Origin of the sequence: Massilia sp. WG5 (assembly GCF_001412595.2) — a bacterium.
In the GTDB taxonomy this organism is placed as follows: Bacteria; Pseudomonadota; Gammaproteobacteria; order Burkholderiales; family Burkholderiaceae_D; genus Telluria.
The window spans coordinates 1,520,476-1,544,418 of record NZ_CP012640.2; the positions used below are offsets into that span (position 1 = coordinate 1,520,476).

Here is a 23,943-nt window from a genome sequence, read left to right on the forward strand (position 1 = left end):
GATAGCGTTGCAAGGAAGGCTGCGTGTTGCCGCCCTTGATACCGAGCCTAACGCAACAATGATTTGCCATCAAGCAATATCCAATCTCCCGGCAAGCACCCGCGCAGCACGACGAACGTAGCCGCCGGCAATGGCAAGTCGTACAATACCGGCTCTTTATTACGTAACCCTGGGGATTCCATGTCCGTCTACGACAAACTCAAAGAACTGAACATCACCCTCGCGGCGCCGGCCACCCCGGCCGCGGCCTATGTCATGTACGTGCAGACCGGCAACCTGGTCTTCATCTCCGGCCACATCGCGAAGAATGCGGACGGCTCGCCGAACGTCGGCCTGCTGGGCAAGGACAAGACCACGGCCGACGGCCAGGCGGCGGCGCGCTCGGTCGCCATCGACCTGCTCGGCACCCTGCAGGAAGCCTGCGGCGGCGACCTGGGCCGCGTAAAGCGCATCGTCAAGGTGATGAGCCTGGTCGCATCGACCCCGGAATACAACGAACAGCACCTGGTCACCAACGGCTGCTCGGAACTGCTGGGCGAGCTGTTCGGCGACGCCGGCAAGCATGCCCGCTCGGCCTTCGGCGTGGCCTCGCTCCCACGCGGCACCTGCGTCGAGATCGAGATGACCGTTGAGATCTGAAGGGACCGCGTAAACCTACTGCGCGTCGCATTTTCGCCTTGCGATGCTCGCCGTACCGTAAGTACGGCTGCGCTTCTCGGACGAAACTGCTTCCGCTCGCTACGGTTTGCGCGGCCCCGATGCTGTATTGGTGTTCAAAGTAATCCCCGGGGCTTGCCCACAAGGTAGGCCTCTTTAGCGAAGCGGCTCATCAAGCTGCTTTATAATGGCCGACGCACCATCCTGCCGTCCAATCGTGAGATCAGTATGAAAATCGAAAATCCCAATCCCATCCAGTGGCAGTTTTCGGAACGCGCGCAGCAGCTGCAAAGCTCGGCGATCCGCGAAATCCTGAAGATTACCCAGCGCCCGGAGATCATCTCCTTTGCCGGCGGCCTTCCCTCGCCCGCCACCTTCCCGGTCGAGCGCATGAAAGCCGCCTACGACAAAGTGCTGTCGGAAGCCGGTAAGCAGGCCCTGCAATACGGCCCGACCGACGGCTACGCGCCGCTGCGTGAATGGATTGCGGGATACCTGTCCACGCCCGACTGCACGATCCTGCCCGAGCAGATCCTGATGGTGTCGGGCTCGCAGCAGGCCCTCGACCTGCTGGGCAAGGTACTGATCGACGAAGGCAGCAAAGTGCTGGTCGAGACCCCGAGCTACCTCGGCGCCCTGCAGGCCTTCTCGGTCTACCGCCCCGATTTCCACTCGGTCGAGACCGACGAGCACGGCCTGGTGCCGTCGTCGATCGAAGGCGTCGCCAAAGGTGCGCGCCTGCTGTACGCACTGCCGAACTTCCAGAACCCGACCGGCCGCTCGCTGTCGGTCGAACGCCGCCGCGAACTGGTCGAGACCTGCGCCCGCCTGGGCCTGCCGCTGATCGAAGACGATCCCTACGGCGCGCTGTCGTACAAGGGCGAGCCGATGCCGCGCATGCTGAACATGAACCCGGAAGGCGTGATCTACATGGGTTCCTTCTCGAAGGTGCTGACCCCGGGCATCCGCCTCGGCTACGTCTGCGCTCCGCTGCCGCTGGTCCGCCGCCTCGAGCTGGCCAAGCAGGCCGCCGACCTCCACACCGCCCAGCTGACCCAGATGGTGGTGCACGAGGTGGTCAAGGACGGCTTCCTGCAGGAGCACATCCCGACCATCCGCAGCCTGTATGCCAACCAGTGCCAGGTGATGCTGGACGCGCTGGACGAGCATTTCCCGGAAGGCGTGACCTGGACCCGCCCGGAAGGCGGCATGTTCATCTGGGTCGAGCTGCCGAAGCAGATCGACGCCAGCAAGCTGCTCGACCAGGCCATCGCCGCTCGCGTCGCCTTCGTGCCGGGCGCGCCCTTCTACGCCAACGATCCGGCCACCAACACCCTGCGCCTCTCCTTCGTGACCGTGCCGCCGGAGCGCATCCGCGAAGGCATCGCCGTGCTGGGCAAGCTGATCAAGGACCAGCTGTAATTCCTGCCGCGCGGGCCGTCCGGCCCGCGCTGACCGGCGCCGGATTGTTACCGGCGCCATCTCGGCGCGTAACTTTCCGTTTTTCTCGAAAAACCAAAAGTTGCGCTCAAGCCACAAATTTTTCTGTCAAACAAGCAATACTTGCTCCATGTCGGTGCGCAAGGATGTATGATTTTGAACGTACATCATTGTAGCCCTCGCAAGGCATAGTATGCCCAACCTCGCCAGCGCGCCGCCTCCCGCGCCCCGCAAGCCCGCCATCCTGATCGTCGACGACGCGCCGGAGAATGTCTCCGTGCTGCGCACGATGATGCTGCGCCAGGAATACCAGACCTTCGTCGCCACCTCGGGTGAGCGCGCGCTCGAGATCGCCCAGCGCATCCAGCCCGACCTGGTCCTGCTCGACGTCGTCATGCCCGGCATGGACGGGCTGGAAACCTGCCGCCGCCTGAAGGCCCACCCGCTCACGGCGCGCATCCCCGTGATCCTGATGAGCGCGCGCGGCGAACTCGACGACATCGTGGCCGGCTTCGACACCGGCGCCGCCGACTACATCCCGAAACCCCTGCGCATGGAAGAGGTCTGCGCGCGCGTGCGCGCCCAGCTGCGCCTGAACAGCGGCAGCAGCGCCCAGAAGGAACAGACCGAGCGCCTGCGCATGATCGTCGACAGCATGGACCAGGGCCTGCTGATCGTCGAGCGCAACGGCCGCGTCCAGTACGCGAACCCGGCCTGCGACCGCTACCTGGGCTATGCGGCGGACGAGCTGGTCGGCCGCTCGCTGGCCGAGCTGGTGGCCCAGCAGGACAGCTACCCCGACGGCTGCAGCGCGATGGAGGCGATCGGCCACGGGACCCGTGAAGTGCTGATCCGCCACCGCGATGGCGGCCTGCGCGCGATGGACCTGACGATGACCCCGATCCATGCGGCCGACGGCCAGTTCCTCGCCCTGCTGCACGACATCACGCACCACAAGCAGTCCGAGGATGCGCTGCAGCGCGCCGCGATGCTGGACCCGCTGACCCACATCGCCAACCGCCGCCACTTCGACACCTTCCTGGAAAAGGAGTGGCAACGCGCGATCCGCAACGCCCAGCCGATGTCGCTGGTCGTGCTCGACGTCGACCACTTCAAGCTGTACAACGACACCCTCGGCCATGTCGCCGGCGACGTCTGCCTGCAGAAAGTGGCCCAGGCGCTGGACGCGCACGCGCTGCGCCCGACCGACCTGGCGGCGCGCTACGGCGGCGAAGAATTCGTGCTGTTGTTCGCCGAGACCCCGCACGAGGCCGCGACGCGCCTGGCCGAAGCGATCCGCACCACCGTCGAGGCCCTGCAGCTGCCGAACCCGCGCTCGCCGACCTCGCCCTGGATCACGGCCTCGATCGGGGTGGCGACCATCGTGCCGACCCAGCTCGACACGATCGAACAGTTTTTCGTGTGCGCCGACCGCGCCATGTACGCAGCCAAGGAAGGCGGCCGCAACCGGGTCGAGACCGCGGTCGCGGGGGCCGCGTGGGAGGCGGTGCGGAACGCTCACTGCACCTTCGGATAGCCCGTAATCTCCGCAATATCCCGATACAGCGGCTGCAGCTGCCGGTACATCCGCCGGTACACCTGCCGGTACAGGCGGTCGTAGATCCGCTGGTTCTCCGGCACCGGCTCGAACACCCGCCCCACCCGCGTCATGGCCGCCACCGCGGCGTCGAAATCGCGGTGCAGGCCGAGGCCGACGGCGGCGTCGATGGCGGCGCCCAGGCCCGAGGTCTCGTAGACGTGCGGACGCGTGGTCGGCAGGCCGAAGATGTCGGCCGTGAGCTGCATCGCGCAGTCGCTCTGCGAGCCGCCGCCGGACACGCGCAGCTCGGTGACCGCCACCCCACTGCGCTTCTCGATCCTTTCCTTCCCCTCGCGCAGCGCATAGGCCAGGCCTTCGAGGATGGCGCGGTAGACGTGGGCGCGGGTGTGCACGTCGCCGAAGCCGATGATGCCGCCCTTGGCTTCGCGTCCCGGCACGCGGATGCCGGGCGTCCAGTAGGGCTGCAGCATCAGTCCCATCGAACCGGGCGGCACGGTGCTGGCCATGCGGTCGAACAGCTGCTCCGGCGCGACATCCTCGGCCAGGGCGCGCACCTGTTCGTGGTGGCCGAACTGCTCCTTGAACCAGTTCACCATCCAGTAGCCGCGGAACACCTGCACCTCGTTGCTGTAGGCGCCGGGGATCGCCGCCGGGTATGGCGGGATGAAGGGCGTGACTTCGGTATAGCGCCTGCTGGTGGTGTTGATGGTGGCCGTGGTGCCGTAGCTCAGGCAGCCGACATGCGGCTCGCGGCAGCCGGCGCCGATCACCTCGCAGGCCTTGTCGGCGGCGGCGGCCAGCAGCGGCAGGCCGGCCGGAATGCCGGTGTCGGCAGCTGCCTGCGCCGAGATCGTGCCGAGCCGTTCACCCGGTTCGGCCAGCTCCGGCAGCATGCGCGGCTCGACCGCCAGCGCCTGCCACTTCCAGTCGTGGGGCGCGGCCCAGCGGCGGCGCTTGTAGTCGAAGGGCAAATAGGCGACCTGCGAGCCGCTGGAGTCCGCGAAACGGCCGCACAGGCGCCAGTTCAGGTAACCGGACAGCAGCAGGAACTTGTCGGTCGCCGCCCAGATGTCGGGCTGGTGGGCCTTGATCCAGTTGATCTCGGCCTCGCCGCGGAAGTAGTCGATGGTGCCGTCGACGCGGGCCAGCCTGAACGCCGCCCGCCACCACCAGGCGATCGGCGGATGGACATCGGTGCGGCGCTGGTCGAGCCAGGTGATGGCCGGGCGCAGCGGGCGCCCATCCCGGCCGAGGCTGACCACGGTGCCGCGCTGGGTGGTCACGGCCACGCCCTGCAGCGCGCTCTTCTCCACGCCGGGCTGGCGCCACAGGCCCTGGCAGGCCTTGCACAGCGAGGCCCAGTAATCCTCGGGGTCGTGCTCGGCCCAGCCGGGCTGCTCGGAAAAATACGCGTCCAGCATGACCTGCGACTTGGCGACGATATTCCCCTGCAGGTCGAACAGCAGCGCGCGCACGCTCTGGGTGCCGTTGTCGATGGCGAGGATGGTCGGCTGCATGCTCATGCGGCGTCCTCCGGCGGCAGGCCGTAGTGGGTGCGCCACAGGGCCGCGTACGCCTGTTCTTCCTGCTCCCAGCGCGCGTCGGTCCAGCCGAGCTCCGGCTGGCACAGCGTGCGGATGCGCGGCATCAGTCCCGCTCCGCCCTGCCTCAGTTGCAGGCCCAGGCGGGTGCGGCGCAGCAACAGGTCGTCCAGATGCTGCACGGCTTCCGCGCGCGCGGCCCAGCGCAGCTCGGCCCACGGCGTCTCGGTGCCGGGGATCAGCGCGAATTCCTCCGCGTGCGCGGCGGCCAGCAGCGCCGCGCACGACGCGCCATGGCGCCCGCGCAGGCGCCGCAGCAGCCCGGCGGGCACGCGGCCGTCGGCGGCTTCGGGCAAGGCCGCGAACACCCTGCAGGGCCGCAATTCGTCGCGCCATTCCGGCAGCTGCGCGCGCACCTGCTTCAGGGCGTCGAGGGCGATCGCACGGAAGGTGGTCAGCTTGCCGCCGGCGACGGCCACCAGCCCGTCCTCGCTCCAGACGCTGTGCTCGCGTCCCTCGCGCGAGGCGTCGGCATGGCCGCCGGCGATCACCGGACGCACGCCGGCGAAGGTCGACAGCACATCGCCTTCGCCGATGCCGAGCGCGGGAAACTGGGCCTGCAGCGCCGCCAGCAGATAGTCGAGCTCGCCCCGCGTGATGCGCGCTTCCCGCTCCATCGGCTGGGCGTGATCGAGGTCGGTGGTGCCGACCAGGGTCGTGCCCTCCCAGGGATAGGCGAACACCGGGCGCCCGTCGCGCGGATGCATCAGGCTCACGGCCTGGGACAGCGGCAGGCGCCAGGCCGGCAGCACCAGATGGCTGCCGCGCAGCGGGCGCAGGCGCGGACCTTTTCCATGCAGGGCGCCGGACCAGGCGCCGGTGGCGTCGACCACCACCCGCGCGCGCAGCCCGTAGCTGGCTTCGCCGATCCGGTCGTCCAGCATGGCGCCGGCGACCCGGCCCTGGTCGCGGATGAGCGAGCGCGCGGCGACATGGTTGATGGCGGCGGCGCCATGCGCCATCGCCTCGCCCAGCACGCGCATCACCAGGCGCGCGTCGTCGGTCTTGGCGTCGGTATACACGATGCCGCCGGCCAGCCTGGTGTGCGCCACGTTCGGCGCCCGCGCCAGGAACGCGTCCTTCGCCAGCCAGTGCCGTTCGCGCCGCCCCGCCAGCAGGTCGTAGACGGCCAGCCCGGCCAGGAAGCTGCGGCGGCCGCGCTGGCCTTCGTAATGGGCGAAGGCGAAGCCCTGCCGCTCGACCAGGCCGGGCGCATCGCGCAGCAGGCTCTCGCGCTCGCGCACCGACTCCCGGGTCAGGTGCAGGTGGCCGTCCTTCAGGTAGCGCAGGCCGCCATGCACCAGCTTCGAAGAGCGGCTCGACGTGCCCCAGGCGAAGTCGCGCTGCTCGACCAGGATCGCGCGCAGCCCGCGCCGCGCCGCTTCCAGCAGGATGCCGGCGCCGGTGATGCCGCCGCCGATCACCAGCAGGTCCCACTCGCGGTCCATCAGCGCAGGCAAGCCGCCGCGTCCGCCGCGCCGCCACAGGTCGCCGCTCATGGTGTCACCAGTTTGCCGGGGTTCATGCAGCCGTCCGGGTCGAACTGGCGGAACAGCGCCTGCAGCGCTTGCATGCCGAGCGGCCCCTTTTCCATGCGCAGCCAGGGCGCGTGATCCGTGCCGACGCCGTGCTGGTGGCTGATCGTGCCGCCGCCGGCGACGATCGCTTCCGACACCGCGGTCTTGAGGCGGCGCCAGCGCGCCAGGTCGGCGTCGATATTCCCCGCCAGGCGCCAGATGAAGGTCGTGTACACGCTGGCGCCCTGCGCATACAGGTGCGAAAGGTGGGTGTAGGCATGCACCCGTTCGCCGTCGGCGGCCAGCGCGTCGGCGGCAGCCTGCTCGACCGCATGCATCGCGGGCGTCACCCGCGGCCAGTCGAGCGCGGTCTCGACGGTGTCGATCGCATAGCCGCGCTCCCAGGCGGCGTTGCGCAGATAGACATTGCGGAAGCGGTTCTTCTTCCAGCGCTCGCCCAGGCCCCGTCCGGCATGCACGCCACCGTGCCGGCGCGCGGTCTTCAGGGCCGCGGCCAGCGAGGCGCGCGCCTGCGCCCTGGCGCCGCTGGCGCCGACCAGCAGCAGGCACTTGCCCTCGCCGGCGCCGCGCAGGCGCAGCAGGGCCTCCAGCAGGGCGACCTGCCTGGCCGCGCTTTTCCCATGTACTGCAAGCCTCAGCAAGGTCGCCGTCTCGGCCGGATTCGACAGGCGCAGCATCGACAGCTCCGGCCGCGCCTGCACGATCGCGCGCACCGCCAGCTCGGCGCGCTCCCAGTCGGGCAGGAACACGGCGTGGAAAGCCTCGAATTCCGGCAAGGGGCTGATGCGCACGGTGGCCTCGGTGAGGATGCCGAGCCGCCCCTCCGAGCCCAGCACCAGCTCGCGCAGGTCGGGGCCGGCGCTCGAGGCCGGGAAGGTCGGCAGGTGGAGGGTGCCCTGCGGCGTCTCCATGCGGCCGCCGGCGAACAGCTGCTCGATGCGGCCATAGCGCAGCGACTGCTGGCCGGACGAGCGCGTGACGACCCAGCCGCCCAGCGTCGAATACTCGAACGATTGCGGGAAGTGGCCGAGGGTATAGCCGTGGGCGCGCAGCTGGGCTTCGAGGTCCGGCCCCGCGACGCCGGCGCCGAAGGTGGCCAGCAGCGACGCGGGGTCGAGGTTGGTCAGCGCGCGCAGGCGTTTCATGTCGACCGACAGCGTCGGCCGGCCGCGCGCCGCGTCGAGGTGGCCGCACACGCTGGTGCCGCCGCCATACGGGACGATCGCCGCGCCGGCATCGACGGCGAAGCGGATCAGCTCGCGCACCTGGTCCGCGCTTTCCGGGAAGGCCACGCCGTCCGGCGCCGCCTCGATACGGCCATAGCGCAGGCGCAGCCAGTCCGGCAGGCTCTGGCCCAGCGCATGGGTGAGCCGCACCGCCGGCGCCGTGTCGACCAGCGGATGCGGCGGCAGGCGCGAAGGCGCAAGCTGCGCGCACACGGCCTCGAAAGTGGCGTCGCGCGGCGCGGCGCCCGGCCCCAGCGCCTGTTCGAGCAGGTGCAGCGCGCCCTCGCCGACCGGCACCTCGATCGTGTCGTCTCCCCAGCCGTTCCAGCGTCGCATGCTTCTCCCCTTGTTTTTATTTATGCTTTACAAGAAGATAAGGCAATCCCTTTCCGATGTCTTGCGGATTCATGCCAAGCGCTTGTTCGAACATGCCACCGGCCCGGGTCACCGGGTCCTACCTGCAGCCCTTGCTGGAGGCCGCCGCCGCGCGCGGCGTGGACGCGCGCGCGCTCGCGCAGGCGGCCGGCCTCGCCGTCCCGCTCGATCCGCTGCCGGAATCGCTGGCGGCGCGCGACTACATCGCCCTGCTGGCCACCGGGGCCGAGCTGGCGAAGGATCCGCACTTCGGCCTGCACGTGGGCGAGCGCGTGCGGCTCGGCACCTACAGCGTCTACGGCCTGATCCTGCTGGCCTGCGCCGACTTCGCCCAGGCCCTGGAACAGACGCAGCGCTACGAACAGCTCGCCCACGACCTCGGGCGCTCGCGTCTGGAAGTCGACGGCGCCTCGCAGCTCGCCTGCTACACCTGGACCAGCCACTTCCCGGACGCCAGCCGGCACCTGGCGGAGAGCGTGTTCGCCGGTATCCGCACGCTCGGCTCCTGGCTCGCCGGCCGTCCGCTGGCGCCGCTGCGCCTGGCCTTCGCCCACGCGAGCGACGCCGCCCCGGACGAGTACGAACGGGTGCTGGGGATGGTGCCGGTGTTCGGCGCGCAGGCCCACCTGGCCTGCTTCGACGCCGCCCTGCTGGCGATGCCGGTGCCGAACGCCGACGCCGGCATGTACCCGGTGCTGCAGCAGCATGCCGAACGCCTGCTGAAAGAACGGGAAGACGAGCGGGATCGCCACGGCATCGCCGCCCAGGTGCGCGCCTGCGTGACCCGCAACCTGGCGAACGACCGCGTGCGCCTGGCCGGCATCGCGGCCGAGCTGGGCCTGTCGCCGCGCACCCTGCAGCGCAAGCTGGCCGACAGCGGCGCCAGCTTCCAGCAGGTGCTGGACGAAGCGCGCCATGCGCTGGCCCAGGACTACCTGCGCCAGCGCGGCCTGTCGCTGGCCGATATCGCCTTCCTGCTCGGCTACCAGGAGCAGAGCGCGTTCACGCACGCCTTCCGCGAATGGTCGGGGATGAATCCGGGCGCGTGGCGCGAGCGGGCACTGGCGGGCTGACCTGGCTCAGCGTGGAGTCGGGCGGCGCAGGCCGTCGAGCGCCGGCACGATCGCAAGAAGCGACAGCATGCCGGCCAGCGGCAGCGTCGCCAGGTAGCCGGCATGCTTGAAGCCGAGGGCGCCTGCCACGGCCCCGGCAAAGAAACTCAGCAGCAGCGACAGCAGCAGCTGCAGGCGCGGCCAGTTGGCGGCCACCTTCGGCTGCAGCGGATCGCGGTTCCAGTACGCCATCCGGCCCAGTTCGATGCCGATGTCGGTGACGATGCCGGTCAGGTGGGTGGTGCGGATCTCGGCCTGCGACAGCTTGGTGATCAAGGCGTTCTGCAGGCCCATCATGAAGCACAGCAGCATGACCGTGGCCGGCACGAACAGGGCGTCGACGTCGGCCAGGCGCGCCCCCAGCACGCCGAAGGCCAGCAGCAGGACCGCTTCCAGCAGCAGCGGCAAGGCATACTCGCTGGCCAGGCCGCGCCGGCGCCCGTAGTTGACGGCGAGCGCGGTGCAGGCGGCGCCCAGCAGGAAGGACAGCACGGCGCCGAAGGCGTCCAGCGCGAGGCCCCAGGCGCCGAGCGCGAGCTGGTCGGCCGCCGACGAGATCGCCCCGGTCAGGTGCGAGGTGTAGCGGTGCACGGCGAGGAAACCGCCGGCGTTGATGGCGCCGGCCACGAAGGCGAGCGCCACGCCGAGGTGGCGGTTGGCGCGCGGGTTGCGCGCATGGCCGAGAAGGCTGCGGGCGTAATTGTGGGGCACATCGGAAATATTACCGCATTTCATGCAAAAGCAGCATCGTGCCGGCCTCGTTATAATTGATCTTCTTGACCGACCCATCTGACCCGATAGCGCCGTGAACCCACATCTCGAACGACTGCACCCCTATCCCTTCGAAAAGCTGCGCCAGCTGTTCGCCGGCGTCACGCCGAATCCCGAGTACGCCCACATCAGCCTCGGCATCGGCGAACCCAAGCACCCGACCCCGGCCTTCATCCAGAAGGCCCTGACGCAGCACATGGCCGGCCTGGCGAACTACCCGAGCACGCACGGCGGCGAACCGCTGCGCGCGGCCGTCGCCGGCTGGCTGGAGCGGCGCTACGGAGTGCCGGCGCTGAATCCGGACACCATGGTGCTGCCGGTGAACGGCTCGCGCGAGGCGCTGTTCGCCTTCGCCCAGTGCGTGATCGACCCGCGCGCCGGCGCGCTGGTGATGTGCCCGAACCCCTTCTACCAGATCTACGAAGGCGCGGCCTACCTGGCCGGCGCCGAGCCTTACTTCGTGAATTCGGTCCCGGCCCGCAACTTCGCGCCGGACTATGCCGGCGTGCCGGACGATGTCTGGGCGCGGGTGCAGCTCCTGTATCTCTGCTCCCCGGGCAACCCGACCGGCGCCGTGCTGACGCTGGACGACTGGCGCGAACTGTTCGAGCTGTCCGACCGCCACGGCTTCGTGATCGCGGCCGACGAATGCTATTCCGAGATCTACTTCGGCTCGACCCCGCCGCTGGGCGCGCTGGAGGCGGCGCACCAGCTCGGCCGCAGCGCCGGCCAGCGTCCCTACGCCAACCTGGTCGTGTTCTCGAGCCTGTCGAAGCGCTCGAACGTGCCGGGCATGCGCTCGGGCTTCGTGGCCGGCGATCCGGACGTGCTGAAGAAATTCCTGCTCTACCGCACCTACAGCGGCGGCGCGATGTCGCCGCCGATCCAGGCCGCATCCTGCGTGGCCTGGAACGACGAGGCCCACGTCCAGGAGAACCGCAACCTGTACAAGGAAAAGTTCAGCCTGATCACGCCGATGCTCAGGCAGGTGATGGATGTCGAACTGCCCGACGCCGGCTTCTACCTGTGGGCGGACGTGCGCGCCAGCGGCCTGTCCGACACCGAATTCGCACGCGGCCTGTACGCCGAATATAATGTGACGGTTTTACCCGGCTCCTACCTGGCGCGCGACGCGCACGGCAGCAATCCGGGACGCAACCGCATCCGCATGGCGCTCGTCGCCGGTGTGGACGAAGGACTGGAAGCGGCCAACCGCATCGTCCAGTTCTGCAAGGACCTGAAGGCGTCCGCCTGAGACGCGCAACGATTACTCCATAACCTGAAACGCTGACACATCATGACCCAACAACTCCAGACCATCATCGACACCGCGTGGGAACAGCGCGCCGAGATCAGCCCGAACAGCGCCAGCGCGGAAGTGCGCGACGCGGTCGCCCACGTCCTCGCCGGCCTTGACGACGGCAGCCTGCGCGTCGCCCAGAGAGACAGCGGCAGCTGGGTCGTGAACCAGTGGATCAAGAAGGCCGTCCTGCTGTCCTTCCGCCTCGAGAACAACGTCCCGGTCGAAGGCGGCGGCATGCAGTTCTACGACAAGGTCCCGACCAAGTTCGCCGACTACACCGCGGAAGACTTCGCCAAGGGCGGTTTCCGCGTGGTCCCGCCGGCCGTGGCCCGCCGCGGCTCCTTCATCGGCAAGAACGTGGTGCTGATGCCGTCCTACGTCAACATCGGCGCCTACGTCGACGAAGGCACCATGGTCGACACCTGGGCCACCGTCGGCTCCTGCGCCCAGATCGGCAAGAACGTCCACCTGTCCGGCGGCGTCGGCATCGGCGGCGTGCTGGAACCGATGCAGGCCAACCCGACCATCATCGAAGACAACTGCTTCATCGGCGCGCGTTCGGAAATCGTCGAAGGCGTGATCGTCGAAGAGAACTCGGTGATCTCGATGGGCGTGTACATCGGCCAGTCGACCAAGATCTACAACCGCGAAACCGGCGAAGTGAGCTACGGCCGCATCCCGTCCGGCTCGGTGGTGGTCTCGGGCTCGCTGCCGTCAGCCGATGGCAAGTACAGCCTGTACTGCGCCGTGATCGTCAAGCGCGTGGATGCGCAGACGCGTTCGAAGACCGGCATCAACGAACTGCTGCGCGGCGTGTAAGCCTGCCGGTCGCGCGCGTGACATGATCGTCGCCCCCGCGAAGGCGGGGGCCCAAGTACCGCCCCGACAGGTTAGAATCCCCGAAACGCAAAAATTACCGCGAAGCAAGGGAGAGAAAACCATGATGATGGAACGCCTGTTCCAGTTGATGAAGGAAAAGAACGCGTCGGACATGTTCTTCGCGGTCAATTCCCCCGTCCACATCAAGATCAACGGGAACCTCATCCCGATCAACCAGAACAAGCTCGAGCCGGAAAACATCCAGGTGCTGCTGGCCGAGATCGCCTCGCCCGAGCAGATGGCCGAACTGGAGCGCGAGAACGAGCTGAACATGGGCATTTCCGTGCCCAACCTGGGACGCTTCCGCCTGTCCGCGTTTCGCCAGCGCGGCTCGATCTCGGCCGTGTTCCGCTTCGTGCCGGCGAATATCCCGCCGCTGTCCGAGCTGGGCCTGCCGCCCGTGCTGCTTGATCTGATCATGGAAAAGCGCGGCCTGCTGCTGATCGTCGGCGCCACCGGCTCCGGCAAGTCGACCACGATCGCCTCCATGCTCGACCACCGCAACGAACAGCGTTCCGGCCACATCCTGACGCTGGAAGACCCGATCGAGTACCTGTTCAAGAACAAGAAATCGATCGTCAACCAGCGCGAGATCGGCAGCGATGCCAGCAGCTTCGAGGTCGCGCTGCGCAATTCGATGCGCCAGGCGCCGGACTGCATCCTGATCGGCGAGATCCGCGACAAGGACACCATGGCCGCCGCCCTGGCCTATGCGCAATCCGGCCACCTGGTGCTGGCGACCCTGCACGCCAACAACAGCTACAACGCGCTGAACCGCATCATCAGCTTCTACCCGATCGAGAACCGCCCCGCCCTGCTGCAGGACCTGTCGTCGGCGATCAAGGCGATCGTCTCGCAGCGCCTGGTGCGCGCGAAGGCCGGCGGCGCGCGCCAGGCCGCGGTCGAGATCATGGTCAACACCCGCTACGTCGCCGACCTGATCGAAAAGGGAGACATCGGCCAGATCAAGGAAGCGATGGACAAGAGCCTGTCGCCGGGCTCGCAATCCTTCGAGAAGGCGCTGCTGGAACTGGTGCAGGCCGACCTCATCACCCAGGACGAAGCGCTGGCGAACGCCGACTCGGCCACCAACCTGCTGTGGCTCATCAACAACGGGCCGGACAGCCAGGCCAAGGCCGAGGAGCAGGCCAGGCCGGCCGAGGAAGCGGCCGGGCCGTCGTTCACGGAATTTACGCTCGACAATTGAACGGCCACGGATTTGTGACGCCGGGTCACAAATCCGTTCATTCGCAAGCCCGGCGACAGCCCAAAACCGGCGTTGCTAAACTATCCTCAGGAGGTAGCGGCCTGTGCTATCCTTCGCGCCTTTCCCCTGCACCAACGCCATGAAAAAAACTCTCTACGGTATTCCGAACTGCGACACCGTCAAGAAAGCGCGCACCTGGCTGGCCGAGCACGGTCAGGACGTCGAATTCCACGATTTCAAGAAGCAAGGTCTCACACGGGAGATCCTTGCGGCCTGGCTGGAACAGCAGGATTGGGAAGTCCTGGTCAACCGCAAGGGCACGACCTGGCGCAAGCTGTCGGACGAGCGCCGCGCGCAAGTCGTCGACAAGGCCAGCGCGCTCGAGCTGATGCTGGAGAATCCTTCCGTCGTCAAGCGCCCGGTGCTCGAGGGCGCCGGTCCGCTGAAGGTCGGGTTCTCGGCCGCCGAGTACGAACGCAGTTTCGGAGACTGGCCGGCATGAAGACGTCCCGCACCCTGCAGCTGACCGAGGAGCTGATCGCCCTCGATTCGATCACCCCGCAGGACAAGGGCTGCCAGCAGCGTCTGAAGGAACTGCTGGCTCCGCTCGGCTTCCACTGCGAAACGATCGAATCGAACGGCGTCACCAACCTGTGGGCGCGCAGGGGCGCCGAGTCGCCCGTGTTCGTGTTCGCCGGCCACACCGACGTGGTGCCGGCCGGCCCGCTCGACCAGTGGCAGTCGCAGCCCTTCGCCCCGACCCGGCGCGACGGCAAGCTGTACGGCCGCGGCGCCTCCGACATGAAGACCTCGATCGCGGCTATGGTCGTCGCCGTCGAGGAGTTCGTCGAGGCGCATCCGGGCCATGCCGGTTCGATCGCCTTCCTGATCACCAGCGACGAGGAAGGCCCCGCCGTGGACGGCACCGTGGTCGTCTGCGAGATGCTGGAAGAGCGCGGCGAGACGATCGACTACTGCCTGGTCGGCGAACCGACTTCCAGCCACGTGCTGGGCGACATGATCAAGAACGGCCGCCGCGGCTCGCTGTCGGGCTGCCTGACGGTCAAGGGCGTGCAGGGCCACATCGCCTACCCGCACCTGGCGCGCAATCCGATCCACCTGGCGGCGCCGGCCCTGGCCGAGCTGGCGGCGGAAAAGTGGGACGACGGGAACGAGTACTTCCCGCCGACCAGCTGGCAGGCCTCGAACATCCATGCCGGCACCGGCGCCAACAATGTCATCCCGGGCCAGATGAAGGTCGACTTCAACTTCCGCTTCTCGACCGCCAGCACGGCCGACGGCCTGGAGGCGCGCGTGCACGCCATCCTCGACCGCCACGGCCTGGACTATGATTTGAAGTGGACCCTGTCGGGCGAACCCTTCCTGACCCCGAAGGGCACGCTGTCGGACGCGATCTGCGGCGCCATCCGGCACGAGCTGGGCGTCGTCACCGAACTGTCGACCACCGGCGGGACCTCGGACGGGCGCTTCATCGCCCGCATCTGCCCCCAGGTGATAGAATTCGGGCCACCGAACGCCAGCATCCACAAGATCGACGAACACATCGAGCTGCGCTACGTCGACCCGCTCAAGAACATCTACCGCCGCACGCTGGAAGCGTTGCTGGCGCCCTCGCCGTCCGCGGCGTAACCATTTCTGCGAGACCCCGTCATGGCCATGACCACGCCCAATTTCTGCACGCCGCGCGACCTGCTGCGCTATGCCGTCACCCGTTTCAACACCGCCAAGCTGTTCTTCGGCCATGGCAGCGCGGAAGCCCTCGACGAAGCCGCCTACCTGATCCTGCACACCCTGAAGCTCCCGCTGGACAAGCTCGATCCCTTCCTCGACGCCCGCCTGCTGCAGGAAGAAGTGCTGCAGGTCCTGAACGTGATCGAGCGCCGCGTGACGGAGCGCGTGCCGGCCGCCTACATCACCAACGAAGCCTGGCTGGGCAGCTACAACTTCTACGTCGACGAACGCGTGCTGGTGCCGCGCTCCTTCATCGCCGAGCTGATCCCGAACCAGTTCAGCCCCTGGGTGCAGGATCCGGACGGCGTCGAGAACGTGCTCGAACTGTGCACCGGCTCCGGCTGCCTGGCGATCATGCTGGCCGACGCCTTCCCGAACGCGCTGGTCGATGCGGTCGACATCTCGAAGGATGCGCTGGCGGTCGCGGAGCGCAACATCCGCGACTACAAGCTGGCCGGCCGCGTGAACCCGATCGAGTCCGACCTGTACGAGAACGTGCCGTTCAAGAAGTACGACCTGATCATCACCAACCCGCCCTACGTGAACAGCGATTCGATGTCGCGCCTGCCGCCGGAATACATGCGCGAGCCGCAGATCGCCCTGGCCGGCGGCGAAGACGGCATGGACCTGGTGCGCAAGATCGTCGACGGCGCCGCCGAGCGCCTGACGCCGGAAGGCGTGCTGGTGGTCGAGATCGGCAACGAGCGCGACTACGCCGAAGCGGCCTTCGGCCACCTGGGCCTGACCTGGCTGACCACCAGCCAGGGTGACGACGCCGTGTTCCTGCTGACGGCCGAGCAGCTGGCCAGGTAATTTTTGCGATACCGTCGTCCCCGCGCAGGCGGGGACCCAAGCTCGTGGCGGGTCACGACAACTTGGGTCCCCGCCTGCGCGGGGACGACGTTGGTTAAGGCTTCTTATGATCCGATTCTCCAACGTCAGTCTCATGCGCGGCACCAAGCCGCTGCTCGAAGACGCCGACCTCACCCTCAATCCCGGCGACAAGATCGGCCTGATCGGCGCGAACGGCGCCGGCAAATCCAGCCTGTTCGCGATGCTGCGCAGCGAACTCCACCCCGACCAGGGCGAGATCGATTTCCCGCAGCGCTGGCGCATGGCCTATGTGGCCCAGGAGACCCCGGCGCTCGACCGTCCGGCGATCGACTACGCAATCGACGGCGACGTCAAGCTGCGCGAGCTGCAGTCGGAACTGGAGCGCCTGGAAGCGGCCCCGCATACCCAGGAAAACGGGATCGCGATCGGCCACGTGCACTCGGCGCTGGCGGACGCCGACGCCTATACCGTGCAGTCGCGCGCCGAGCAGCTGCTGCTGGGCCTGGGCTTCTCGCTGGAACAGATGCAGCAGCCGGTGGCCAGCTTCTCGGGCGGCTGGCGGATGCGCCTGAACCTGGCGCAGGCCCTGATGTGCCCTTCCGACCTGCTGCTGCTGGACGAGCCGACCAACCACCTGGACCTGGACGCGATCATCTGGCTGGAAGACTGGCTGAAGCGCTACCCGGGCACCCTGATCATCATCTCGCACGACCGCGACTTCCTCGACGAGATCGTGAACGTGGTCGTGCACATCGACGAGCGCAAGCTGAAGCGCTATTCGGGCAACTACTCCGCCTTCGAGCGCCAGCGCGCCGCGCACATGGTGCTGGCCGCGGCCGCCTTCGAAAAGCAGCAGCGCACGCGCGCCCACCTGCAATCCTTCGTCGACCGCTTCAAGGCCAAGGCCACCAAGGCGCGCCAGGCCCAGAGCCGCATGAAGGCGCTGGCCAAGATGGAAGAGCTGGCGCCGCTGCGCGCCGCCGCCGAATTCTCGTTCGAATTCCGCGATCCCCTGTCGGCGCCGAATCCGCTGCTGGTGATGGAAGACGTCGACGCCGGCTACCCGATCCTCGACGGCCATGGCGACAAGGTCGGCGGCAAGACCATCGTCCACCGCGTGAACTTCTCGCTGCAGACCGGCCAGCGCATCGGCCTGCTGGGCGTGAACGGCGCCGGCAAATCCACGCTCATCAAGACGATCGCCAACGAACTGGCGCCGCTCGCCGGCACCGCCACCCTCGGCAAGGGCCTGGTGATCGGCTACTTCGCCCAGCACCAGGTCGAGATGCTGCGCCATGACGAATCGCCGCTGTGGCACCTGCAAAAGATCGCGCCGACCGTGCGCGAGCAGGAGCTGCGCAACTTCCTGGGCGGCTTCAACTTCCCGGGCGATATGGTCACCAGCCCGATCAAGCCTTTCTCCGGCGGCGAAAAGGCGCGCCTGGCGCTGGCCCTGATCGTCTGGCAGCGCCCCAACCTGCTGCTGCTGGACGAACCGACCAACCACCTCGACCTCGAAACGCGCGAAGCCCTGACGCTGGCGCTGGCCCAGTTCGAAGGCACCCTGGTGGTGGTCTCGCACGACCGCCACCTGCTGCGCGCCACCACCGAGGAGTTCATCATCGTCGCCGACGGCCGCCTGCAGCCCTTCGACGGCGACCTCGACGACTACAAGAACTGGCTGTTCCAGACCAAGCTGGGCAAGGGCGACGGCGCCACGCCGCTGCCGTCGAAAGACGAGAAACCGGCGCCGGGCGCGGCGGCGGCAGTGCCCATCGCAGCGGTCGACCGCAAGGAACAGAAGCGCCTGGAAGCCGAGGAACGCCAGCGCCTGGCCGCGGTGAAGAAGCCGATCGAGAACCGCATCAAGCGCCTGGAAGAGCAGATGGCCAAGCTGAACGCGAGGAAGGGCGAGATCGACGCGCGCCTGCTGGAGCCGGCGATCTACGAGGCGGACAAGAAGGAAGAGCTGAAGACGCTGGTGGCGGACCAGGCATTCCTGGTCCGCGATCTGGGGGCGCTGGAGGAAGAGTGGCTGGGCTTGCAGGAGCAGCTGGAGAGCCTGGCGGCGTGAGCCGGCTCACGCCACCTGCCGCGACGCCGCCGGCTTGCGCACCGACATCAGCTTCTCGATATCCACCAAAATCAGCCGCCGCCCGCCCACCTGCCCGAGGCCGAGCAGGTAGGCGGGATGCGTGTCCTCCGCGGCCGGCGGCAGCGGCGCGACCTGTTCCGCGCCCAGCGTGACCACCCCGGTCACGCCATCCACCACCATCCCCATCACGCAGCTGGACAGCTTGAGGATGATCACATCGGTCATCGGATCGGGCGCGTCCGGCGAAGTGCCGCAGGCCACCCGCATGTCCACCAGCGGGATGACCACCCCGCGCGAGACGGCAACCCCGCCGATGATCTCGCCGCTCGCGGCAAAGCGCTCGAGCGCCTTGAGCACGCGCAACTCCTGCACCTTGCCGAAGTCGATGCCATATTCGAGACCGCCGAGCGTGAAGCTCAGGAACTGGGCGGTTTGGGAACCGGAGAATATCAGGGTGTCGTGCATGGCGCGTCCTTTCGTCAAGCTTGTCATGCTACGACCGGCAGCCTTTGACAAAGTTGAGTGCAGTCAATCTTTCCTATAAGCAGAAGCAAGCTTGCTTTCGGCAGGCGCGTCCGTACAATGTCCGCCCATGTGCGCAAGCGAAACCACGAGGAACCGACCATGTACCGCTGGCTGCGACGCCTGATCTCCGGCCCTGCCGCGCCCGCGCGCCCGGCGCCTTCCACGCCGGTCCCGGCGCCGGCGTCAGTGCCCGAGCCGGCCGCCGTCCTCTCGCCTGCGCCGGCGTCCGCGCCCGCCCGGGTGGAAACCCGTCCGTCCGGCCTGCCGGTACCGTTCGACCTCCTCGAGCATGTCGGCGGCGCCTGGAACGCCTGGCTGTTCGAGCGCGCCGACGAAGGCGGACTGGAACTCAATCCGCATGAGGCCCGGGTGCTGGAGACGCTGGCCGGGATCCTGTCCTCGCAGCAGTCGGGCGCGGCGCTGGTGCGGCGCATGCCGGGCCTGATCCCGCAGCTGCTGCAAAGCCTGCGCAGCGAGAATTTCTCCGGCAGCGCGCTGTCCCGCACGATTTCGTCCGACGTCGTGCTGGTGGCGGCGGTGATCCGCCTCGCCAACAGCTGCTACCAGGGCAGCGGCGCCACCGTCACCAGCGTCGAGCAGGCCGTGATCCTGATCGGCCAGGAAGGCCTGCGCCAGCTGATCACGACCGTCGCCTTCCGTCCCATCGTCGACGTCCATTCCGGCTTCTACGTGCGGCGCCTGGCGCCGATCCTGTGGGAGCACTCGGAGCGCTGTGCGATGGCAGTGCGCGCACTCGCGCCGCGCCTGGGCATCGAAGCCTTCGACGCCTTCCTGGCCGCCCTGCTGCAGAACGTCGGCCTGACCGTGGCGCTGCGCACCATGGACCAGGTCACGAAGGGCGAGCCGCAGCTCGGCTCCGGCGTGTTCTGGGCCCAGCTGGGCCGCGACACGCGCCGGCTGAGCGTCAACATCGCGCGCGAGTGGAACTTCCCGGACAGCGTGGTGCAGGCGCTGGGCGAACAGGGCGGGCTGCGCAAGGGGGCCGCGATGTCGCCGCTGGGGAGGCTGCTGATGCTGGTCGACTACCTGGGGAAGCTCAGGATGCTGGCCGAGCAGGGGGTGGTGGAGGATGGGGATGCCGCGCTGATGGCGGGATTGCCCGAGGATGCGGCGGAGTGTTACGAACTGCTGGTCAAGACCCGCAACCCGTAAACGTCGTCCCCGCCTGCGCGGGGACGACCTTGGAAATGTCAGGGCTTCACCGACGCATCCGTCTTCGCCAGCTCGCGGTTCTGCTCGTCCAGCCACTGCTTCAAGGGCGCGAAGTAATCCAGCATTGCCGTCGCATCCATCTTGTCTTCGCCGGTGATGGCCTTCAGCGCTTCCGGCCACGGCTTCGACTTGCCCATCGCGAGCATCTGCTGGAACTTGGCGCCGGCCTCCTTGTTGCCATACACCGAGCAGCGGTTCAGCGGGCCGGTGTAGCCGGCTTCGCGGCACAGCGCGCGGTGGAACTGGAACTGCAGGACGTGGGCCAGGAAGTAGCGCGCGTACGGGGTATCGCTGGCGACGTGGAACTTGGCGCCGGCGTCGAACCCCTTGTCGAGCACCGGGGCCGGACGCGAGACGCCCTGGTACTGTTCCTTCAACGCCCACCAGGCCTTGTCGTAGTCGGCCGGCTTGACCTGGCCGGAATACACCTGCCAGCGCCATTTGTCGACCATGTAGCCGAAGGGCAGGAAGGCAACCTTCTGCAGCGCGGTGTAGAGCAGCGGGCCGATGTCCTGGGACGGATCCGGCTCGGTCTTCATCAGGCCGATTTTCTTCAGGTAGGCCGGGGTAATCGACAGCGCCACGGTGTCGCCGATGGCTTCGTGGAAGCCGTCGTTGGCGCCGTTCTTGAACATCGGCGACTGCCCGCTGTAGGCCAGGTCGTAGTACAGGTGGCCCAGCTCATGGTGGATGACGCGGAAGTCCTCGGCGGTCGGGGTGATGCACATCTTCACCCGAACGTCGTCCTTGCCGTCCAGGTCCCAAGCCGAGGCGTGGCATACCACTTCACGGTCGCGCGGCTTGGTCAGCAGCGAGCGCTCCCAGAAGGTGGGAGGCAGCGCACGCATGCCGAGCGAGGTGTAGAAGCCTTCGGCATAGCGGGTCATCGCCACGGCGTCGGTCTTGCGCTCTTCCAGCAGCGCGGTCAGGTCTTCGCCGCCCTCTTTCGCCGCGGGCTTGAGCAGCGGGTACAGGTTGTCCCAGCTCTGCGCCCACATATTCCCCAGCAGGTGGGCCGGGATCGGGCCGGTCGCCGGCACCACGGAGGCGCCGTAGGCCTGGCGCAGCTTGAAGCGGGTGTAGGTGTGCAGCGAATCGTACAGCGGCTTGACCTGCTGCCACAGGCGCTCCATCTCGCTTGAAAAGGCTTCCGGGCTCATGTCGTAGCCCGAGCGCCACAGCGCGCCGGTGTCGGCATAACCCATCGCGCGCGCGCCCTTGTTCGAGACCTCGACGTATTTCGCGTAGTCGTCCTTGTAGGCCGGCGACTGGGCGTGCCAGCCCAGCCAGGCTTCCTTCAGGCGATTCGGGTCGCGGCTGGTGGCCAGCACTTTTTCGAGTTCGCCGAGCGGCATGCAGGCCGGCTTGGCGGCGGCGCCGGCGGCGGCCTCCGGGCAGTACTTGGCCGAGCCGTAGGCGCCGGTCATGTGCGCCGCCAAGCGGGCGTAGGTGGCGCGGTCGGCAGCCTCCGGCAGCATCAGGGTCTGCTGCAGCAGCATCAGCTTGCGGGCGCTCGCCTCGGGCAGCTTCAGGTCCTTGTAGCGGCGCGCCTTCAGGGCGGTCTCGCCGCTCAGGGTCAGGTAGCCTTCGTTGGCCTGGGCCGTCATGGTCTGGGTGTCGAGCGTGATGAAGTTCTCGGCCACCCATTCGGCGCGCTGGGCGTCCAGGCCGAGCTGTTCGAGCCTGTCCTCGGCGTCCTTGATGAAGCGCTCCGCCTCGGCGACGGTCGGCTTGCCCTGGGTTTTCGTGGGCGTCGCCCGGGTGGCGGCGGCGGCCGGCAGCGCCATGACGGCGCCGGCCACCAGCGTTGCGATCACACTGCGGCGATAGCGTGGATGCATCATGTTCATTTGTTCTCTCCTCTTGGTTCTTATCGGTCGTCAGGCGGTCTCCACCTGCTCGCTGCTCCAGCTGAAGCTTCCCTGCGCGCCGGAGAACAGCAGTTCGCCGGTTTGCGGCCCGCGCAGGCGCGCCCTGGTCTCGCGCGGTGCAATGATATACGGCGCGCCGGCCGCCGGGCTGAATCCGAGCACGCGCACCAGGGTATCGCCCTCGACCTGCCGCACCGTCACGGCCGAGACGCAGGAGGCGTCGCGGCGCTGCCGTTCGAGGTCGGCCAGCAGCTTGCGGCCCTGCTCCTGGTCGGCGTCGAGCTGCTTGATCTGGCCGGACACCTCGCCGATCGCCTTCAGCGCCGGCCCGATCTCCTGTCCCATGCGCTGGAACTGGCGCGCCTGCTCGGGGGTGAAGCTGATCTCGTTCTTGCGCACGCGCGACGCCAGCATCAGGTAGCGGCGCACCTCGGGCTGCGCCGTCATGTCGTCCATCCGGGCCTTGTGGCGCGCCGCCAGTTCGCCGAACCGGGCCAGGCGTTCGCCGACCGCGGCGATGACCTCGTCCACCTGGGCGCCGTCGGGACACAGCACGTAGACCAGCATCTCGCCCTGCTTGCGCGGCATCGCGGATTCGACCGTCACGCGGCGCCCGGCGATGGCGCTGCCCTCGGCCAGGCCGATCCTGACGTCGTCGCCGATCACTTCGCAATTGACCGCATGGGCGATCGTGACGCGCTTGCCCGACACCACGCAGTTCTCGGCGCGTTCCAGCAGCACGGCGCCCTCCTCGGCCTGCAGTACGGCGCCTGACGCCACCCCGCATACGCGGATGTCGCCATGCCGGTTGTGGGCGCTGCCGCCGACCAGGTTGGCGTGCAGCAGAATCGTGCCGCCGCGCGAGGCCAGCTCGCCGAACACGTCGCCGTGCACGGTGATGCTCTCGCCCTCGATGACGCGTTTTTCCTGCACCTCGCCAAACTCTTCGTAATCGCCGCTGAGCTGCAGGTTGCCGGTGGTCTTGGCGCTGACGCCGTCGCGGCTGACGATCTTCGCGCCCACCGAGATCCTGCTGCTCGAGGAGTCGACCGCCAGGAAGCCGGCCTGCTGCGAAACCAGGAACTCGCCCTCCTGCAGGCGTTCGACCCGGGTGCCGTCGCCGGCGTACTCGCCGAGGTCGACGTCGCGGCCCGGCTTGGACGGAAGCGCCGTGCCGGACATCTCGAAGCCGGGCTTGCCGGCGGTCAGCGGCACCTTCTGCAGCAGGCGCACGCCGGGCTGGATCTGCGGGAAGCGGTTCTGGAAGCTGTTCAGGTCGAGGCGTCCGTTGGCCAGCTGGCGCGGGGCGTCGTTGCGGTGAATGTCGTCCGAGACTTCGACGATCCGCGCGTCCTGCCCCGGCTCCGGATCGAGGCGCCGGGCCACCGTGATGCGATCGGCCTTGTGCATGCCGATGGCGGCGCGCACGGCCTCGAGGTCGAGCCCGAAGCGGATCCCCTTGAGCCACATGTCGGCGACGAATTCATCGAGGTCGAGGCGGGCCGGCATGCCGGGGCCTTCCGGATCGGCGGGATCGGGCGACCAGACCGGCTCGAAATAGTATTCGGCGCGGCCGGCGCCGATCTTCACCGAGCGGTACAGCTCGCGCCGGGCGGGATCGAAAGGCAGGATGTCGGCGGCGATCCGCGCCACGGGCGTGCCGTCGGCCGCCTGCGGCAACGCGGGGCCGTGGTCGAACAAGGCCTTGAGCAGGACCGGATAGTCGAGGCCGGCGAGGTAGTGGCCGCCGCGGAAGATGCTGTCGATGGCGGCAACCAGGGTAGTGCCGAGCACGGCCGGATCGGCGTGGACGCCGTCGTGTCGCTTGGCGATGCAGTGCTCGGGGCCGGAAGCGGAAAAGCGCGCAAAATCCGTAGACACGTGGAACTCCCAGTCCAGATTACTGCCCGGCGAGGTTTAGGCCAGGCATAGACTGGGTAGCGTATCACGTTGCCCGAATTAA

At 68.1% G+C, this 23,943-nt stretch carries 19 protein-coding genes; 12 read left to right on the forward strand and 7 right to left on the reverse strand.

All coding sequences use genetic code 11. The features are described from left to right. Positions 1 to 180 precede the first annotated feature (180 nt). From AM586_RS06675 to AM586_RS06685, 3 genes are all read left to right on the forward strand, one after another. Complete coding sequence (locus tag AM586_RS06675; RefSeq protein WP_047826193.1) at positions 181 to 639, forward strand: RidA family protein; 459 nt, start codon at positions 181 to 183, stop codon at positions 637 to 639. A 246-nt stretch (positions 640 to 885) separates the two neighbouring features. Next, positions 886 to 2,079 (forward strand): PLP-dependent aminotransferase family protein, encoded by a 1,194-nt coding sequence (locus AM586_RS06680; protein WP_047826194.1) that lies wholly within the window; start codon positions 886 to 888, stop codon positions 2,077 to 2,079. Positions 2,080 to 2,290: 211 nt separating this feature from the next. Then, on the forward strand, positions 2,291 to 3,634 hold the full coding sequence (locus AM586_RS06685) for a diguanylate cyclase (RefSeq protein ID WP_047826195.1): 1,344 nt from the start codon (positions 2,291 to 2,293) through the stop codon (positions 3,632 to 3,634). Here AM586_RS06685 and AM586_RS06690 read toward each other — a convergent pair. Genes AM586_RS06690 through AM586_RS06700 form a run of 3 tightly spaced genes read right to left on the reverse strand, consistent with a single transcriptional unit; the run spans position 3,616 to position 8,359 of the window. Then, the gene (locus AM586_RS06690; protein WP_047826196.1) at positions 3,616 to 5,181 is read right to left on the reverse strand and encodes an FGGY-family carbohydrate kinase; all 1,566 of its coding nucleotides are present in this window, start codon (positions 5,179 to 5,181) and stop codon (positions 3,616 to 3,618) included. The two genes, AM586_RS06685 and AM586_RS06690, sit on opposite strands and share 19 nt — an antisense overlap. Then, the gene (locus AM586_RS06695; RefSeq protein ID WP_047826197.1) at positions 5,178 to 6,758 is read right to left on the reverse strand and encodes a glycerol-3-phosphate dehydrogenase/oxidase; all 1,581 of its coding nucleotides are present in this window, start codon (positions 6,756 to 6,758) and stop codon (positions 5,178 to 5,180) included. Before AM586_RS06695 ends, AM586_RS06690 begins: the two co-directional genes overlap by 4 nt. Next, entirely contained in the window at positions 6,755 to 8,359 is a 1,605-nt protein-coding gene (locus tag AM586_RS06700) for an FAD-binding oxidoreductase (protein ID WP_047826198.1), read from the reverse strand. The genes AM586_RS06695 and AM586_RS06700 overlap by 4 nt, the downstream gene beginning before the upstream one ends. Positions 8,360 to 8,430: 71 nt before the next feature. Between AM586_RS06700 and AM586_RS06705 the strand changes: the two genes are divergently transcribed. Further along, positions 8,431 to 9,471, forward strand: a complete 1,041-nt coding sequence (locus AM586_RS06705) for an AraC family transcriptional regulator (protein WP_047826199.1) — start codon at positions 8,431 to 8,433, stop codon at positions 9,469 to 9,471. A gap of 6 nt (positions 9,472 to 9,477) precedes the next feature. On the opposite strand, the gene AM586_RS06710 is transcribed toward AM586_RS06705, so the two are convergent. After that, on the reverse strand, positions 9,478 to 10,221 hold the full coding sequence (locus AM586_RS06710) for a YoaK family protein (protein ID WP_047826200.1): 744 nt from the start codon (positions 10,219 to 10,221) through the stop codon (positions 9,478 to 9,480). A gap of 94 nt (positions 10,222 to 10,315) precedes the next feature. Here AM586_RS06710 and dapC point away from each other — a divergent pair, with 94 nt between their 5' ends. From dapC to AM586_RS06745, 7 genes are all read left to right on the forward strand, one after another. Beyond that, positions 10,316 to 11,536 (forward strand): succinyldiaminopimelate transaminase, encoded by a 1,221-nt coding sequence (gene dapC / locus AM586_RS06715; protein ID WP_047826201.1) that lies wholly within the window; start codon positions 10,316 to 10,318, stop codon positions 11,534 to 11,536. Positions 11,537 to 11,578: 42 nt separating this feature from the next. After that, complete coding sequence (dapD, locus tag AM586_RS06720) at positions 11,579 to 12,403, forward strand: 2,3,4,5-tetrahydropyridine-2,6-dicarboxylate N-succinyltransferase (protein ID WP_047826202.1); 825 nt, start codon at positions 11,579 to 11,581, stop codon at positions 12,401 to 12,403. A 121-nt stretch (positions 12,404 to 12,524) separates the two neighbouring features. Further along, on the forward strand, positions 12,525 to 13,670 hold the full coding sequence (locus AM586_RS06725; RefSeq protein ID WP_047826203.1) for a PilT/PilU family type 4a pilus ATPase: 1,146 nt from the start codon (positions 12,525 to 12,527) through the stop codon (positions 13,668 to 13,670). 139 nt (positions 13,671 to 13,809) lie between these two features. Further along, the gene (locus tag AM586_RS06730; protein ID WP_047826204.1) at positions 13,810 to 14,172 is read left to right on the forward strand and encodes an ArsC family reductase; all 363 of its coding nucleotides are present in this window, start codon (positions 13,810 to 13,812) and stop codon (positions 14,170 to 14,172) included. Beyond that, positions 14,169 to 15,320 carry a succinyl-diaminopimelate desuccinylase gene (gene dapE / locus AM586_RS06735; protein ID WP_047826205.1) on the forward strand — a complete coding sequence of 384 codons (1,152 nt, stop codon included), beginning with the start codon at positions 14,169 to 14,171 and terminating at the stop codon, positions 15,318 to 15,320. The genes AM586_RS06730 and dapE overlap by 4 nt, the downstream gene beginning before the upstream one ends. Positions 15,321 to 15,347: 27 nt before the next feature. Next, a complete protein-coding gene (prmB, locus tag AM586_RS06740) occupies positions 15,348 to 16,235 on the forward strand; it encodes a 50S ribosomal protein L3 N(5)-glutamine methyltransferase (RefSeq protein WP_047826322.1) in 888 nt (295 codons plus the stop codon). A 106-nt stretch (positions 16,236 to 16,341) separates the two neighbouring features. Then, positions 16,342 to 18,330: an ATP-binding cassette domain-containing protein gene (locus AM586_RS06745; RefSeq protein ID WP_047826206.1), complete on the forward strand. Its 1,989-nt coding sequence runs from the start codon at positions 16,342 to 16,344 to the stop codon at positions 18,328 to 18,330. A gap of 6 nt (positions 18,331 to 18,336) precedes the next feature. Here AM586_RS06745 and AM586_RS06750 read toward each other — a convergent pair whose 3' ends face one another. Further along, positions 18,337 to 18,816, reverse strand: a complete 480-nt coding sequence (locus tag AM586_RS06750; protein WP_047826207.1) for a chemotaxis protein CheW — start codon at positions 18,814 to 18,816, stop codon at positions 18,337 to 18,339. Between the two features lie 159 nt (positions 18,817 to 18,975). Between AM586_RS06750 and AM586_RS06755 the strand changes: the two genes are divergently transcribed. After that, complete coding sequence (locus tag AM586_RS06755) at positions 18,976 to 20,049, forward strand: HDOD domain-containing protein (RefSeq protein ID WP_047826323.1); 1,074 nt, start codon at positions 18,976 to 18,978, stop codon at positions 20,047 to 20,049. 38 nt (positions 20,050 to 20,087) lie between these two features. Here the strand turns inward: AM586_RS06755 and AM586_RS06760 are convergent, their stop codons facing one another. Both AM586_RS06760 and AM586_RS06765 read right to left on the reverse strand, forming a co-directional pair. Then, complete coding sequence (locus AM586_RS06760) at positions 20,088 to 21,959, reverse strand: M2 family metallopeptidase (RefSeq protein WP_082439696.1); 1,872 nt, start codon at positions 21,957 to 21,959, stop codon at positions 20,088 to 20,090. 30 nt (positions 21,960 to 21,989) lie between these two features. Next, complete coding sequence (locus tag AM586_RS06765) at positions 21,990 to 23,861, reverse strand: flagellar assembly protein A (protein WP_047826208.1); 1,872 nt, start codon at positions 23,859 to 23,861, stop codon at positions 21,990 to 21,992. Positions 23,862 to 23,943: the final 82 nt, after the last annotated feature.